The organism is Streptomyces sp. NPDC043908, assembly GCF_056435525.1.
On record NZ_JBWKEI010000020.1, the window covers coordinates 86,294 to 101,818 of the forward strand.

10 protein-coding genes are annotated in these 15,525 nt (G+C 72.3%); 3 read left to right on the forward strand and 7 right to left on the reverse strand.

Annotated features, from left to right (window positions below):
• Positions 1-26 precede the first annotated feature (26 nt).
• The 3 genes from proB to AC069K_RS32530 form a co-directional block, all read right to left on the reverse strand.
• Positions 27-1,154: a glutamate 5-kinase gene (gene proB / locus AC069K_RS32520; protein ID WP_365108325.1), complete on the reverse strand. Its 1,128-nt coding sequence runs from the start codon at positions 1,152-1,154 to the stop codon at positions 27-29.
• Positions 1,155-1,437: 283 nt separating this feature from the next.
• Complete coding sequence (gene galE / locus AC069K_RS32525) at positions 1,438-2,412, reverse strand: UDP-glucose 4-epimerase GalE (protein WP_365108326.1); 975 nt, start codon at positions 2,410-2,412, stop codon at positions 1,438-1,440.
• 228 nt (positions 2,413-2,640) lie between these two features.
• The gene (locus AC069K_RS32530; protein WP_478622168.1) at positions 2,641-4,803 is read right to left on the reverse strand and encodes a PIG-L family deacetylase; all 2,163 of its coding nucleotides are present in this window, start codon (positions 4,801-4,803) and stop codon (positions 2,641-2,643) included.
• 200 nt (positions 4,804-5,003) lie between these two features.
• Here AC069K_RS32530 and AC069K_RS32535 point away from each other — a divergent pair, with 200 nt between their 5' ends.
• Positions 5,004-6,005: a hypothetical protein gene (locus AC069K_RS32535; RefSeq protein ID WP_365108331.1), complete on the forward strand. Its 1,002-nt coding sequence runs from the start codon at positions 5,004-5,006 to the stop codon at positions 6,003-6,005.
• On the forward strand, positions 6,002-8,824 hold the full coding sequence (locus AC069K_RS32540; RefSeq protein ID WP_478622170.1) for a stealth conserved region 3 domain-containing protein: 2,823 nt from the start codon (positions 6,002-6,004) through the stop codon (positions 8,822-8,824). The genes AC069K_RS32535 and AC069K_RS32540 overlap by 4 nt, the downstream gene beginning before the upstream one ends.
• 88 nt (positions 8,825-8,912) lie before the next feature.
• Here the strand turns inward: AC069K_RS32540 and AC069K_RS32545 are convergent, their stop codons facing one another.
• From AC069K_RS32545 to rplU, 4 genes are all read right to left on the reverse strand, one after another.
• Positions 8,913-10,649, reverse strand: a complete 1,737-nt coding sequence (locus AC069K_RS32545; RefSeq protein WP_365108337.1) for a stealth family protein — start codon at positions 10,647-10,649, stop codon at positions 8,913-8,915.
• 269 nt (positions 10,650-10,918) lie between these two features.
• Positions 10,919-12,358 carry a GTPase ObgE gene (gene obgE, locus AC069K_RS32550; protein ID WP_358835757.1) on the reverse strand — a complete coding sequence of 480 codons (1,440 nt, stop codon included), beginning with the start codon at positions 12,356-12,358 and terminating at the stop codon, positions 10,919-10,921.
• Positions 12,359-12,509: 151 nt separating this feature from the next.
• The gene (rpmA, locus tag AC069K_RS32555) at positions 12,510-12,764 is read right to left on the reverse strand and encodes a 50S ribosomal protein L27 (RefSeq protein ID WP_108955339.1); all 255 of its coding nucleotides are present in this window, start codon (positions 12,762-12,764) and stop codon (positions 12,510-12,512) included.
• A gap of 14 nt (positions 12,765-12,778) precedes the next feature.
• A complete protein-coding gene (rplU, locus tag AC069K_RS32560) occupies positions 12,779-13,099 on the reverse strand; it encodes a 50S ribosomal protein L21 (protein WP_015033583.1) in 321 nt (106 codons plus the stop codon).
• A 302-nt stretch (positions 13,100-13,401) separates the two neighbouring features.
• Between rplU and AC069K_RS32565 the strand changes: the two genes are divergently transcribed.
• Positions 13,402-15,234 carry a hypothetical protein gene (locus AC069K_RS32565; RefSeq protein WP_478622173.1) on the forward strand — a complete coding sequence of 611 codons (1,833 nt, stop codon included), beginning with the start codon at positions 13,402-13,404 and terminating at the stop codon, positions 15,232-15,234.
• Positions 15,235-15,525: the final 291 nt, after the last annotated feature.

Sequence of the window (15,525 nt, forward strand, 5' to 3'; positions counted from 1 at the left end):
GTCCGAAGGCCGGACTTTCAGCCGTTTCAGGGGTGCAGGACGACCAGATCGTCCCTGTGTACGACTTCTCGCTCGTAGGCGGGACCGAGTTCGCGGGCGAGTTCGCGGGTGGAGCGGCCGAGGAGTTGGGGGATCTCCTTGGCGTCGAAGTTGACGAGGCCGCGGGCGATGGCGCGGCCGGTGGTGTCGCGGAGTTCGACGGGGTCTCCGGCGCTGAACTCGCCTTCGACGGCGGCGATTCCGGCGGGCAGGAGGGAGGAGCGGCGTTCGACGACGGCGGTGACGGCTCCGTCGTCGAGGACGAGGTGGCCCTGGGGGGTGGAGGCGTGGGCGAGCCAGAGGAGGCGGTCGGCGGAGCGGCGGCCGGTGGGGTGGAAGTAGGTGCCGGTGTCGCGGCCGGCGAGGGCGTCGGCGGCGTGGGTGGCGGAGGTGAGGACGACGGGGATGCCGGCGGCGGCGGCGATGCGGGCGGCTTCGACCTTGGTGACCATGCCGCCGGTGCCGACGCCGGCTTTTCCGGCGCTGCCGATCTGTACGTGGGCGATGTCGTCGGGGCCGTGTACTTCGCCGATGCGGGTGGTGCCGGGTGTGCTGGGGTCGCCGTCGTAGAGGCCGTCGACGTCGGAGAGGAGGACGAGGAGGTCGGCGCGGACGAGGTGGGCGACGAGGGCGGCGAGGCGGTCGTTGTCGCCGAAGCGGATCTCGTCGGTGGCGACGGTGTCGTTCTCGTTGACGACGGGGAGGGCGCCCATGGCGAGGAGCTGGTCGAGGGTGCGGTAGGCGTTGCGGTAGTGGGCGCGGCGGCTGGTGTCGTCGCTGGTGAGGAGCACTTGTCCGACGCGTACGCCGTAGCGGGCGAAGGAGGCGGTGTAGCGGGCGACGAGGAGGCCTTGGCCGACGCTGGCGGCGGCCTGCTGGCGGGCGAGGTCGGTGGGGCGGCGGCGCAGGCCGAGGGGGGCGAGTCCGGCGGCGATGGCGCCGGAGGAGACCAGCACTATTTCCTTCTCGCCGCCGCTGCGGGCTTTGGCGAGGACGTCGACGAGGGCGTCGACGCGGTCGGCGTCGAGGCCGCCGGAGGCGGTGGTGAGGGAGGACGAGCCCACCTTGACGACGATCCTGCGGGCCTGGGTCACGTACTGCCTTGCCACTGTCACACCGGGAAATCTATGTCAGGCCGGGGTGGGGGCGCACGGCCGTTTCGAGCGTTGGACGGGTCCCTGCCGGGTGGACTGGCCCCCGGCCGGGCGGGCAGGCCCCGACGGGTGGGCAGACCCCCCGCCGGGTGGGCGTACCCCCGGCCGGGCTGGCAGGCCCCGCCGGGTGGACGGGCCCACGGGCCCCCGCCGGGTGGACTGGCCCCCGCCCGGCGGGCCGGGGCCACTGGGGTCCGGCGGCCCGGGAGCCGGGGGCCCGGGGCCCCCGTAGCCATCCGGGGGGTCAGTCGCGCGGGTGGCGCAGCTGCCAGCCTTCCCAGGCCGAGGTGATCATGGCGCGGATGTCGTGGCGGGCGGTCCAGTCGAGTTCCTTGGTGATGAGCTCGGCGGAGGCGACGACGCGGGCGGGGTCGCCGGGGCGGCGGGGGGCGACCTCGGGGGCGGGTTCGGTGATGCCGGTGACGTCGCGGATGATGTCGACCATTTCGGCGACGGAGGCGCCTTCGCCGCGGCCGATGTTGAGGATGAGGGCGGCGTCGGGGTCGGCGGCGAGCCGGCGGGCGGCGGCGAGGTGGGCGCCGGCGATGTCCTCGACGTGGATGTAGTCGCGTACGCAGGTGCCGTCGGGGGTGGGGTAGTCGTTGCCGAAGATCAGCGGGGCTTTGCCCTCGGTGAGGCGTTCGAAGACCATCGGGACGAGGTTGAAGATGCCGGGGTCGCCGAGGTCGGGGGTGGCGGCGCCGGCGACGTTGAAGTAGCGCAGGGAGGCGGTGGCCATGTTGTGGGCCTTGCCGACGGCGCTGACGAGCCATTCGCCGGCGAGCTTGGTCTCGCCGTAGGGGCTCATGGGCAGGCATGCGGTCTGCTCGGTGACGAGGTCGACGTCGGGCATGCCGTAGACGGCGGCGGAGGAGGAGAACAGGAAGCGGCGTACGCCTGCGTCGGCGGCGGCTTCCAGGACGGTCCGCAGGCCTTCGACGTTCTCGCGGTAGTAGTGCAGGGGGCGTTCGACGGATTCGCCGACCTGCTTCTTGGCGGCGATGTGGATGACGCCGTCGACGTCGTTCTCGCGCAGGACGCGGTCGAGGACGGCGCGGTCGAGGACGGTGCCGCGTTCGAGGAGGACGCCTTCGGGCAGCCGGGCGGGGTCGCCGGTGCTGAGGTCGTCGAGGACGACGACGCGCTCCCCGCCGTCGACGAGGGCCTTCACCACGTGGGATCCGATGTACCCGGCACCGCCTGTGATCATCCAAGTCATGCGGACAGTCTAGGAGGCGGTCCGGGGCGCGGGGCGGGAGCGGGGGCGGCCGCTCCTGTGACTTTTCGTACGAAGGTGTGGGCGGCGTAAGGACGGGCGGGCGGTCCTGGAGGCGCGAACCGACGCACGGGGGTGCGGGCCGGGACATATGAGGCGTACGGGAGTTGTGCGCGCGCCCCCGCTGTCCTCCGGTCCGCCCCGGCCGGGCGGGGCGGACCGGTGTGTCGCTCAGACGGTGCCCGCGCGCGGGGGGACCCTGGTGACCGCGGGGGTGGTGTTCAGGTTGAGCGTGACGAGGGCGACGCCCTCGCTCGCGCCCTGGACGACGGCGGGGGCGCCGACCATGAAGCCGGAGGACGCGTCGCCGTGGAGGGTGACTTGCTTGCCGCTGTCGACCATCTCGATGGAGCCGGTGCCGCTGCGGGAGCTCAGCATGACGCCGCCGGTGGCGAGGTCCTGGCCGTCGACGAGGGCGACGGGGCCGTAGCCGGTGACCTTCTGGTCGGGCAGTTCGGTCCAGCGGCCGGCCTGGCCGCCGCGGAGCTGGGCGACGTTGATCTGGTCGCTGGAGGGCTTGTGGAAGGCGAGCAGCACGGAGCCGTCCTGGGCGGTGACCGCGTCGGGGGCGTCGCCGGGCCGGGTCTTGAGGCCGCGGACGCCGCGGACGAGGGGGCCGCCGGGGTTCTTCTGGGTCCAGTGCTCGACCCAGCCGAAGGCGGAGCCGAAGACGTGGATGCGGCCGTCGCCGTCGACGGTGGCGGCGAGGCCTTCCTGGATCTGTCCGCCGCCGGTGAGCTTCTGCCACGGCGACCAGGTGCCCTGCTTGTCGCGGACGCGGGTGCTGACGCCCTTGGCGGCGTTGCGTACGAAGACGTGGATGGTGCCGTCGGGGGCGGCGACCGCGGTGGGCGGGCCGGTGAGGCGGGAGCGGCGGGGGTCGGTCTCGGGGTTGCCGAGGCTGGTCCAGCGCTCTTCGAAGGCGCCGCCGGCGCTCTTCTGCTGGAGGACCACTATCTCGCGGGTGTCGTCCTTGTCGGTGGAGCCGAGGCCGGTGAAGCGCAGGCCGAGGACGAGGTGGCGGCCGTCGGCGGCGACGACGGCGCTGAGGGCGGGGGCGAGGGGGCCGCCGCCGAGGTCCTCGGCTGCGCCCCAGCCGCCGCTGTAGGGGCCGGACTCGCGCCAGCGGGCGGCGCGGGTGCCGAGTACGGCGTAGGCGCTCATCCGGCCGTCCTCGTCGATGACGACCTTGGGGCCGGCGGTCGGGTAGCGGCGGTGGGTGGAGCGGACCCAGCCCTTCTTGGACTTCAGGACGCCGTTGAGGCCGACGGAGTAGTCGCCGCAGCCCGATGCGTTGCCGCACTGCCAGCTGGAGGCGCCGCCGTAGGCGTTGAGGTATTCGGTCTTCTGGTGGACCGTGTCATTGGGGAGGTTGTACGGCCAGCGCTGGTTGTAGTAGCCGCGGAAGGCCTCGGTGAGGAAGCCGGGGGTGCGGGTGCCCTCGCTGCTGCCCTGGCCCCACTGGGCGAGGGCGCGCCAGGTGAAGAGGGCGACGGCGGTGTGGTCGGGGTGGTCGGAGTAGCCGACCTGGTCGCTGCCGCGCGGGTGGAGCTTGTCGTGGACCTGGGCGTCGGGGTCCGGGTCGAGGGTGCGCACGAGCGTGGGCCGGTACTTGCGCAGGAGGAACAGCAGCGCGTCGGTGAGCTCGTCGCGGCTGTAGGTGTACTTCTCGCGGACCGGCGACTCGGGGGTCGGCTGGGTGCGCAGGACGACGCCGGAGGTGTTCCACAGCTGGGTCATGCCGACCCAGCCGCGGCCGGTCTTCTCGTGCATCCGCACGCCGAGGAAGATCAGTTCGGCGCGGCGGCCCTCGTACTCCAGGACGTTGAGTTCGGCCTCGCGTCCGCCGGGCAGCTTGAGCGCGGTGCGCGTCCACGGGGTGAACAGGGTCGCGCCGAGCATGCGGGCGTACGCCTGGCGCAGGCCCTGCTGGCGGGCGGAGACGTAGGCGGGCACGTCGGGGCGGGCCTTGGGCTCGCCGGGTGCCTGGTTGACGCCGAAGGAGCCGCCGCCGGTGACGTACACGGAGACGACGGGGACGCCGCGCTCGATCGTGTGGAGCGTGTCGGGGTTCATGAAGAACAGGTCGTCGTCCGGGTGCGCGACGATCGCCATGGCGAGCGGGCGGCCGGGGGTGTCGAAGCTGCTGCGGTGGTCGACCGGCAGCAGCGACACCGGCTTCGGTGGTTGACTGGTGACGGCGGCGGCGCCTCGGGCCGAGGGGTGCTTGCTGTCACACCCGGCGATCGCCCCCGCTGCCACCATCCCCGCCAGCGAAGCCAGCACGGTACGCCGGGAGGCCACTTGGCGTCCCGTCTTCGGCCAGCGTCCCATGTCTTTCTCCCACTCCCCGCTCCACGTTCATCTGCGATCAAGCAGACCGCCACCCGAGGAGAGGGCGGAAACTTCGTTTGGGTTCCACTCGATGATGCAATCGTGATGCATCGATAGAATTACGAAGCAACTTGCCGATCTTACGCATTATTGGCAGCATGCAACGCTGACCATTAGCCCAGACGAGAGCTAGGTTCACCGTGAGTGACTCACTGCTGCCCTATGCGGTGGGCGCCGCCAAGCGGGCGCGCCGCGCGGCAGTACGTATGCGCCGACGTGTCGAGCAGATGCATACCGTACCGGCCATCGACGGAGTCAAGCCGCGTCCGCTGCTGCGACCGGTGCACTTCTCGGTCTCCGGTGGGCGCACCCTCAACTTCGCGGTGACGTTCCCGCGCCGTCCCGAGGCGGTCGGCGCTGCTCATCTGGAGCTGTCGCGCGGGCGCAAGGTCGTCCACGTGGAGCTGGAGCAGGAGCCGCAGAGTGACGGAAGTCTCCTTCTGACGGCGACCGTTCCGCTGCGCCATGACGATCCGTCGGAGACCGCCACCCGCGGTCCGGTGCTCTCGTCCGGTATGTGGCGGATGGAGGTCGTCGTCACGGGCAGTGACGGCCGCGAGGTGCGGGCGAAGATCGCCTCGGCTCCGGTGGAGTCCTCCGACGGCCCGACCCTGTCCACGTCGCCGTCCCCGACGAGCGGCGCGGTCTTCCGTCCGGTCCGCTCGGTGGACGGCCGTTCGATGCTGAACGTGCGCGGCCCGCGCCATCAGGCCGAGCTCACCTCGTTCGAGCTGCGCTGGGACCGGATCGTGGTGCACGGCCGGCTCATCGCGCCCAAGGCCCCCGTCGAGGAGTACACCGCGGAGGCGGTGCTGCGGCGCGGCGGCAAGTCGGCCGCGGCCGTGCCGGTGTGGGACGGTGACCGCTTCACCTTCGACGTACCGCTCGCCGAGATGGCGGTCGGCCGCACCACCCGCACCTGGGACATGCACCTGAAGGCCGGCGGGAACCGGATCAAGATCGCCCGGCGGCTGACCGATGTGCGTCACCCCAAGCAGGTCTACCGGACGCCGTTCCGTATCGTCGCTCTCGACAACGGTTCGCTCGCGCGGGTGCACGCCTACGTCACACCGGCCGGCGTGCTCGCCGTGTCCTGTACCGGATTCGGAACCGCCCCCCGTGGCGCAGAGGAAGTTGCATGAAGATCACGTTTCTGCTCACCTGGGGCGACGAGATGGGCGGCACCGAGATGGCCGCCTACACCCAGGCGATCCATCTCGCTCCCCGGCACGACGTCGAGGTGCTGAGCGTCTTCAAGACCCGCCCGGAGCCGTTCTTCTCGGCCGCCCAGCAGGTCAAGCGGCGCTACCTGGTGGACAGGACCGAATCGTACGGACGCCCGGTGCGCCCCAGCTCGCTGGACGAGAACGCCTGCCGCACCCTGGAGTCGCTGCCGAGCGAGATCATCAAGCCGTCCTGGGAGTCGACGTTCGACCGGCTCTCCGACATCGAGATGACGGCCGCCCTCGGCTCCCTCGACTCGGACGTGCTGATCACCACGACCCCGGCGCTGCTGGCCGCCGCCGCCGAGCTCGCCCCCTCCCGGGTCGTCACCGTGCACCAGGAGCACCGCGCCTCCCAGCTGCGCGGCGTCTCCGGTGAGCCGCTGCTGGTCTACGGCCCCCGCGTGGACGCGCTGGTGTCGCTGACCGAGCGCACCAACGACTGGTTCTCCGACTCGCTGCGCGACTCCGCGCCGGAGCTGGCCGCGATCCCCAACGCGGTGCCCGACGGCTACCGCCCGCGCGCCGACCTGGAGTCCAGGACGATCGTCCTCGCTGCCCGGATGACCCCGGAGAAGCAGCTGGACCACGCCATCCACGCCTTCCACCGGATCTCCGCGGACTTCCCCGACTGGCAGCTGCGGATCTTCGGCGACGGCCCGCAGGAGGTGCGTCTGCGCCGCCTCGTCGAGGGCCTGGGCATGCACTCGCGCATCGAACTGGTGGGCCGCTCCTCGCAGATGGAGCAGGAGTGGGCCAAGGCCAGCGTCTGCCTGCTGCCCTCGCGCAACGAGGCGTTCCCGCTGGTGCTCCTGGAGATGTTCGCGGCCGGCGTGCCGGTCATCGCGTACGACATCGTCACCGGGCCCGCCGAGATCATCCGCCACGACGTGGACGGTCTGCTGGTGCCGCCCGGCGACATCGACTCGCTGGCCGCCGCGATGTCCCGGCTGATGGGCGAGGACGACACCCGGCACGCCTTCGGCAAGGCCGCCCGCAAGGGCGTGTACGAGCGGTTCGGCGGCGAGGACATCACCTCCCGCTGGGAGGAGCTCTTCACCAAGCTGGTGGCCCGCCGCGACACCCCCGAGCGCCTCGCCCAGCGCGCCGACCGCACGGCGCTGCGCATCGCTGCCGGCGGCACCCGCAGCTTCAGCGTCGCCGCCCCCGTCTCGGCCCTGTCGAACTCGGCGGACGAGCAGAAGGCCCGCGAGGTGATGATCCAGGCGCAGGACCGCAGCGGGACGCTGATCCGCTCGGCCGGCCGCCTCGCCGAGCAGCGCGACGACATCACCGGCCCGCGCATGGCCCAGATCAACCTGGAGATCACCGCCAAGGTCCTGGAGGACGCGGGGATCCCGTACATCCTGCTGCGCCACGACGTCGGTGTCGCCCACCGCGTCGCCGTGCCCGTGGAGATGCGCCGCCGGGTCCTGGAGGCCATGTCGACGGCCCTGCACGGCAAGCCGGTCTACGCCGAGCTGGTCACCCCGCGCGGCGCGGCCCCGGGCGCGGTCCTCGCCGAGCGCCTCGACGGCGTCGGTGAGGTGGCGGGCCTGCGGGTGTTCAAGCCGATCACCTCCGAGAGCCGCACCCTGCGCTACGGCCCGGCCTACGGCTGCGGTCTGGAGTTCTGGGCGGAGTCGGAGGAGGACGGCTGGCGCGAGACGCCCCGGCTGACGACCCTGCTCGGGCGCCGTCTGCCCAACCTGGAGGCCACGGCCAAGCTGCGGGTCGGCGAGCGCGACTACCCGACGCTCGCGCAGTTCACCAAGCAGCTGATGTGGGACGTCGACTACCCGATCGACGTCGTCTACACCTGGGTCGACGACACCGACCCGGCCTGGCAGGAGCGCCGCGACTCGGTGCGCCGCAGCCGCAACATGCCGACCAACGACGCCGACAGCGGTGACGTGCGCTTCCGCAACCGCGACGAGCTGCGCTACTCGCTGCGCTCCCTGGAGATGTTCGCGCCCTGGGTGCGCACCATCTACCTGGTGACCGACGACCAGACGCCGGAGTGGCTGGACACCACCCAGCCCGGCATCAAGGTCGTCAGCCACCGGGAGATCTTCAAGGACCCGGCCTGGCTGCCGACGTTCAACTCGCACGCCATCGAGAGCCAGCTGTACCGCATCGAGGGCCTCGCGGAGCACTTCCTCTACCTCAACGACGACGTGTTCATCGGGCGTCCGCTGGCGCCGTCGTCGTTCTTCCTGAGCAACGGGGTGGCGAAGTTCTTCCGCTCGCCCACCACCGTCCCGCCGACCGAGCCGTCCCCGGACGACGAGGGCTACTTCGCGGCCGCCAAGAACAACCGGGCGCTGCTGGAGAAGGCGTTCGGGCGGGTGGCGACCAACAGCTTCCTGCACGCGCCGCACCCGCTGCGCCGCAGTGTGCTGACCGAGATCGCGGACAAGTTCCCCGAGGAGGTGGGCCGGACCGCGGCCAACCCCTTCCGCGCCAACTCGGACCTGTCGATCACGTCCTCGCTCCACCACCACTACGGCTACCTGACCGGCAGCTCGGTGCCGAGCGCGATCTCGTGCAGCTACATCAACGTGGGCAACTACGACCACCACACGGTGCTGACCCGGCTGCTCGCCGAGCGCGGCCACGACACGTTCTGCATCGGTGAGTCCGCCGACGCGGAGGTGTCGGTGGAGGAGCAGGACCGCGTCCTGCGGGCGTTCCTGAGCGCGTACTTCCCGGTGAAGTCGCGGTACGAGCGCGACTGACGCGGCGGATACGGAGAGAGGGGGCCCGCCCCGGCCGGACGGCCGGGGCGGGCCCCCTCTTCGTTTCGGTCGCGCCGACCGGTGGGCGCTAGTCCTTCTCGAACGGGCTCGGCACCGGGAAGTACGCGTCCAGGAACGGCGTGATCAGATCCTTCTGCTCGTGCACGTCCTGCTCGGTGGAGACGGTGTCGTTGACGCAGAACACCGTCTTGTCCCGGTTGGCGAGGAGCCGGCCGAGCCGCGTCTCCGTCCACGGGTGCGTCAGATCGAGGTAGGTGTACGGGAGTTCGGAGGGCACCGCGCGCTGCGTGTGGTACGCGTAGTAGTGGTGCAGCGAGGAGGAGATGGAGATGTCGTCCTCCGAGCGGAACCGGCTCGCCTCGGTGTAGCGGTACTCCGGCTCGAACTCCGTCTCGATCTCGGTGAGCAGGCTGCGGCGCAGCGGGTGCGGCATGTGCTTCATCTTCTGCACGACCACCGCCCCGTACCGCTCCTCGATCAGCCGGCGGTTGTTCTTGCCCGCGGCGGCCACCGGCGGGTCCTCGGGGGTCCTCGCGCCCAGCGGTACGAGCGCGGGCGAGGGGAAGAACTTGGTGAGGCCGCTGGAGAGGAAGAAGTCCTGCGGGGTGACCTCGTTGCCGAGCATCACGTCGTCGTTGAAGTACAGGAAGTGCTCGGCCAGGCCGTCGATGTGGTGGAGCTGGCTCTCGATGGCGTGCGAGTTGAAGGTGGGCAGCAGCGCCGGGTCGCGGAAGATCTCCTTGTGGCTGACGACCTTGATGCCGGGCCGGGTGGTGTCCAGCCACTCGGGCGTCTGGTCGTCGGTGACGAGGTAGACGTTGCGTACCCAGGGCGCGTACAGGTGCAGCGAGCGCAGCGAGTAGCGCAGTTCGTCGCGGCTGAGGTAGCGCGCGGCGTTGGCGGCCTCGGCGTGGTAGGTCTCGCCGGTGAACGCGGCGCGGCGGCGCAGCCAGGCCGGGTCGGCGCCGTTCACCCAGGTGTAGACGACGTCGATGGGGAAGGTGATCTCGTCGGTGGGGTGGATGGCGAACTCGGCGCGGGTGGGGACCTGGGCCGCGTCGGGGGCCTCGCGCGGGGCGAGGTGGGTGAAGTACGCCTCGGAGACCCGGGTGGTGGGGCCCGTCGGGGCGAGCGACTCGGCGAGCTTGCCGACGCGCGGCGGCACCAGCTGCCCGTCCTCCTCGTGCCAGAACTCGACGTCGCAGCCGTAGCGGTTGCCCAGGATCAGGCGGTGCGTGGGGTCCGTGCGGTACCAGGTGACCCGGACGGTCCCGGCGCTCTTGAACCGGCGCCAGGTGCCGTCCTCGTACCCCGGCAGGGAGGCCTCGGGGACGGGGTTGTTGCCCTTGACGTGGGTGACGTAGCCGGGCTGGTCGCCGCAGAGCGCCTCCAGCACCTTCAGCACGGCCGTGCGGTCGTCCTCGCGGACGGCGACGGCGGCGGCGGTCTCGGAGCGGCCGCGCACGCAGAAGTGGTCGAGGCCGGCGGCGTGCAGGGCGCGCAGCACGGCGTCGAGGTTGGCGCGGCGGGCCTGGAGGGGGGTGACCCCGGGCGTGACGAGCGCGACCTTGGGGTCCTTGCCGACGTGCACGACCGCGCGGTCGGGGCCGGAGGCGAGGGTCTGGTAGCGCTTGGTGACGCGGGCGGCGCGCATCTTCTCGGCGACGGCGGCGCCACCGGCGATACGCATCTTCACGCGGCGCCGCATGTCGGCGTCGACCTGCGAGACGATCGCCTTGCGGACGCTCTCGGGCACGGCCCGCCGGTAGACCCCCAGCAGTCTCGGTGCCTCGGGATTACGCACGGGGGGCTACTCCTTGACGTTCGGTGGACATCGTACGTTTGCTGAACGTGTCCAGTATGCCGCCGCGGCCGTGGGGGCCGGACGCGGGGTTTTCCCCCGCCCCGCCCCTTCCCGAAAGCCCTCTGGCGGGCGGCCGGGGTCGTTCGTCTGCGGACCGTGCCGGGTTGCTCGCGCAGTTCCCCGCGCCCCTGACTGCCCAGGGGCGCGGGGAACTGCGCGCTCGGCCACAGCGGACCCGCAGCCGACCGACAACGCTTCCAGGAAGGCGCCTAGAACGGCTTGAAGTCGTCGTACTCCTGCTGTGCCTCGTCGCGCTCCGCGTCGCGGTCGCGGCGGCGCTGCGCGGCGGGTCGGGGGGCTTCCAGGCGGTGGTCCTCGCCGCGGCGGCCGAGCATCTCCGCGCCCGCCATCATCGTCGGCTCCCAGTCGAAGACGACCGCGTTCTCCTCGGGGCCGATGGCGACGGCGTCGCCCGCGCGGGCGCCCGCCTTCATCAGCTGGTCCTCGACGCCGAGGCGGCTGAGCCGGTCGGCGAGGTAGCCGACGGCCTCGTCGTTGTTGAAGTCGGTCTGGCGGATCCAGCGCTCCGGCTTCTCGCCGCGCACCCGGTAGACCTCGGCCGCCTCGTCGTAGGTGACCGTGAAGCCCGCGTCGTCGACCGCCTTGGGGCGGATGACGATCCGGGTGGCCTCCTCGACGGGCTTGGCAGCACGCGCCTCGGCCACGATCTTCGCCAGGCCGAAGGAGAGCTCCTTCAGACCGGTGCGGGCGACCGCCGAGACCTCGTAGACCTGGTAGCCGCGCTGCTCCAGGTCGCCGCGGATCATGTCCGCGAGGTCCTTGCCGTCCGGGATGTCGATCTTGTTGAGGACGACGATGCGGGGCCGGTCGTCGAGGCCGCCGTAGCTCTTCAGCTCCGCCTCGATGATGTCGAGGTCGGAGACCGGGTCGCGGTCGGACTCCAGGGTGGCGGTGTCCAGGACGTGCACGAGCACCGAGCAGCGCTCGACGTGCCGCAGGAACTCAAGGCCCAGGCCCTTGCCCTGGCTGGCGCCGGGGATGAGGCCGGGGACGTCGGCGATGGTGTAGACGGTGGAGCCCGCGGTGACCACGCCGAGGTTGGGGACCAGGGTGGTGAACGGGTAGTCCGCGATCTTCGGCTTGGCGGCCGAGAGCACGGAGATCAGGGAGGACTTGCCGGCGCTCGGGTAGCCGACGAGGGCCACGTCCGCGACGGTCTTGAGCTCCATGACCACGTCACGGGCCTCGCCGGGCTCGCCGAGCAGCGCGAAGCCGGGGGCCTTGCGCCGGGCGGAGGCGAGCGCCGCGTTGCCGAGGCCGCCGCGGCCGCCCTGGCCGGCGATGAAGGTGGTGCCCTGGCCGACGAGGTCGGCGAGCACGTTGCCGTCCTTGTCGAGGACGACGGTGCCGTCCGGGACCGGCAGGACGAGGTCCTGGCCGTCCTTGCCGGAGCGGTTGTCGCCGGCGCCGGGCGCGCCGTTGGTGGCCTTGCGGTGCGGGCTGTGGTGGTAGTCGAGGAGCGTGGTCACCGACTGGTCGACGACCAGGATGACGTCGCCGCCGCGGCCGCCGTTGCCGCCGTCGGGGCCGCCGAGCGGCTTGAACTTCTCTCGGTGAACGGAGGCGCAGCCGTGGCCTCCGTTACCCGCGGCGACGTGCAGCTCGACGCGGTCCACGAAGGTGGTCATGGGCTTGCCTCCAGGGGGTCCCCCCGGCGAGGGCCGGGGGAGTACGGAATGTCTGGGTAATGCCGTGTTTCTAAGGAAACACGCGAAAGGCGGACCTGCTTCCCGTACGGAACCCGTACGGGAAGTGAGGTCCGCCTCACGTAGGAACCGGTCAGGCGACCGGAACGATGTTCACGACCTTGCGGCCGCGGTGGGTGCCGAACTGCACCGCGCCGGCCTCCAGGGCGAACAGCGTGTCGTCGCCACCGCGGCCGACACCGGCGCCCGGGTGGAAGTGGGTGCCACGCTGGCGGACCAGGATCTCACCGGCGTTGACGGTCTGACCGCCGAAGCGCTTCACACCGAGCCGCTGAGCGTTGGAGTCGCGACCGTTCCGGGTGGACGATGCGCCCTTCTTGTGTGCCATGTCTCCTCAGTCCCTTACTTCGCAGCCGCGGGGATGCCGGTGACCTTGATCGCCGTGTACTGCTGGCGGTGGCCCTGGCGACGGCGGTAACCGGTCTTGTTCTTGTACCGAAGGATGTCGATCTTGGCACCCTTGTGGTGGTCCACGACCTCGGCCGTGACCTTGATGCCGGCCAGCACCCACGGGTCGCTGGTCACAGCGTCGCCGTCGACAACGAGCAGGGTCGAGAGCTCGACCGTGTCGCCAACCTTGGCAGTGGAAATCTTGTCAACCTCAACGATGTCGCCGACAGCAACCTTGTGCTGGCGACCACCGCTGCGCACGATGGCGTACACGCGGATCTCTCTCTCACTCGGGACGGGACCTCTGAAGCCAGCCGCTCGCACGGGCGGGCCCGTGACGATCCGGAATGGACGAGCGGCCTCTCCCCACGACCGCGGACGGTCGCCGGGAGGGAGGTGCTCAGAGGCGGGCGCGCATGGAAACACGCCGAGGGTCAAGGCTACGGGTCGCCTTCCCCGGGGTCAAACCAGCGATCTCCCGTCCGGGGCCCGCCCCCGCTGCCCCGGACCCGGGGCCCGGCCCCGGAAGGTCACTGATTCAATAATCACTCGTGCACCTGCGTTCGCTGCTCTCCATGCCCCGTATGCTCCGCCACGGCTCGGCCGTGGGCGCGGACCTGCCGCCCGACGAGGCCGTCACCCTCGACGCCCCGGACGGCCCGATGGGCGACGCGCTCGCCGCCGTGCACGCCGGCGACCGGGGCCCCGCCGCCGCCCTGCTCGCCGGAACCCGCGAGCGGGCCGAGTGGGAGCGCCGCAGCACCTACGTCACCCAGCTCGCCACCGCCGCCCTGCACAGCCCCGGCTGGCTGGAGGACTGGCTCGCCGAGTCACCCGAGGACCCCGACGCCGTCCTGGTCAAGGCCGAGCTCTGCGTCCACCAGGCGTGGGAGGTACGCAGCGCCGCACGCGCCCAGGACGTGGCGGCCGAGCAGTTCCAGGCGTTCTTCGCGCTGCTCGGCGACGCCGTCCCCGTCGCCTCGGCCGCCGCCCGGCTCAACCCCACCGACCCGGTGCCCTGGCAGATCGCCCTCACCCACGCCCGGGGCAGCCAGGCCTCGCGCGAGGTGTTCGACGCGTACTGGGCGGAGGCCGTCGCCCGCGCCCCGCACCACTACGGCTGCCACGCGGCGGCCCTGCAGTACCTCTCCGAGAAGTGGTACGGCTCGCACGGCGAGATGTTCGCCTTCGCCGAGCGGGCCGCCGGGAGCGCCCTGCCCGGCTCCAAGCTGCACGCGCTGCCGCTGCTCGCCGCCGTCGAGTACGTCGTCGTCTCCGACGACCCGCGCCAGAGCCCCGTCGAGCGGGCCAGGATCGACGCGGCCGTCGAGCGCGGCCTGGAGCTGTCCACCTGGTACGAGCCGGGCGACCCGGACGCGGCGGACTTCCGCAACCACCTCGTCCTGATGCTGATCCTGCACGAGCGGTGGGAGGAGGCGCTGGAGGTGTTCCGGGCGATCGGGGTGGGCGCGCGGACGTATCCGTGGGCGTATCTGGGCGAGCCGCGCACCGAGTTCGTGGAGCTGCGCTCGGGCGTGCGGATGCAACTGGCCTCGCGCACCCCGCTGTTCTCCCGGCCCGGACGGCCGGACACCGCGCCCGCGGCCCCCGCCCCGGCCGGCCCCGGGCAGCCGCGCACCCTGGCGATAGCCGCCGCTCCCCCGCACGCCGTCGCCGAGGCCGCGCTGATGTGCGGGGTCTCCCTGCGGATCGCGCCCGCCCGGCCCGGCACCAGTTACGTGGAGCTCGTCCCGGACCCCGTCCCCGGGCGGCGCGCGGCGCTCAGCCGCGAGGACCGGCTGACGGCGGCGGCCGGCAGCTTCACCACGGGCGAGAAGTGGCCCGCGCTGGTCCTGCGCCGCAGCGGCTCCCGGTACGGGCTCACGCTCGTGCAGAAGGGCACGGAGACCGCGGCCCACCAGTGGGACCCGGCGGCGCCCGTCACCGACCACGCGGCGGCCTCCGCGACCGCGCGGGCCCTGGCGGCGGCGTTCGCGGTCCGCGACGCCCGGCCGCTGGTGGCGCTGCTGCGCGGCGCGGACTCCCCCGCCGCCCGCCAGGCCGACCTGGTGGCGGCGCTCGGCCTGCCCGCCCTCCCGCTGGGCTTCGGCGACCACGACGAGATCCTGCGCACCGCGCCGGGCGCCCAACTCCTCGCCCGCCGGGGCGTGTTGCGCGGCATCCGCGACTCCCTCTCCACGGACCTGGGCACCCCGGCGATCCCGGTCCCCCGCGGCCGCCGCTGGTGGGGCCTGCGGGTTGCGGCCCTGACGGTCCTGGTCCCGGCGTCCGCGTACGCCTGGACGACCCCGGACTGCTACCGGGCGACGATCCCGACCCTGGCGTCCCTGTTCCTGGCGAGCCAACTGCGCACGGCCTGGCGAACCCGCGGCCGACGCCGGGGCTGACGCCGGGTTCGCCCGGCCTTCGCCGGCGGGCCGGTGGCGGGCTGACCCCCGGGGCGCTTGTGTCCACCTGCGGGCCAGTGGGGGCTGCCCCGGGGCACGGTGTTCGCGTGCGGGCCGGTGGGGGGCTGGTCGCGCAGTTCCCCGCGCCCCTTCAGGGCCCGGACTCCGGCTGCGGGCCGGTGGGGCTTCTCGCGCCGTTCCCCGCGCCCCTCACATGCCGCTGCGCGGCATTCCCGGGGCGCCCCGAAGGGGCGCTTCAAGGGGCGCGGGGAACGGCGCGAGCAACCCCCC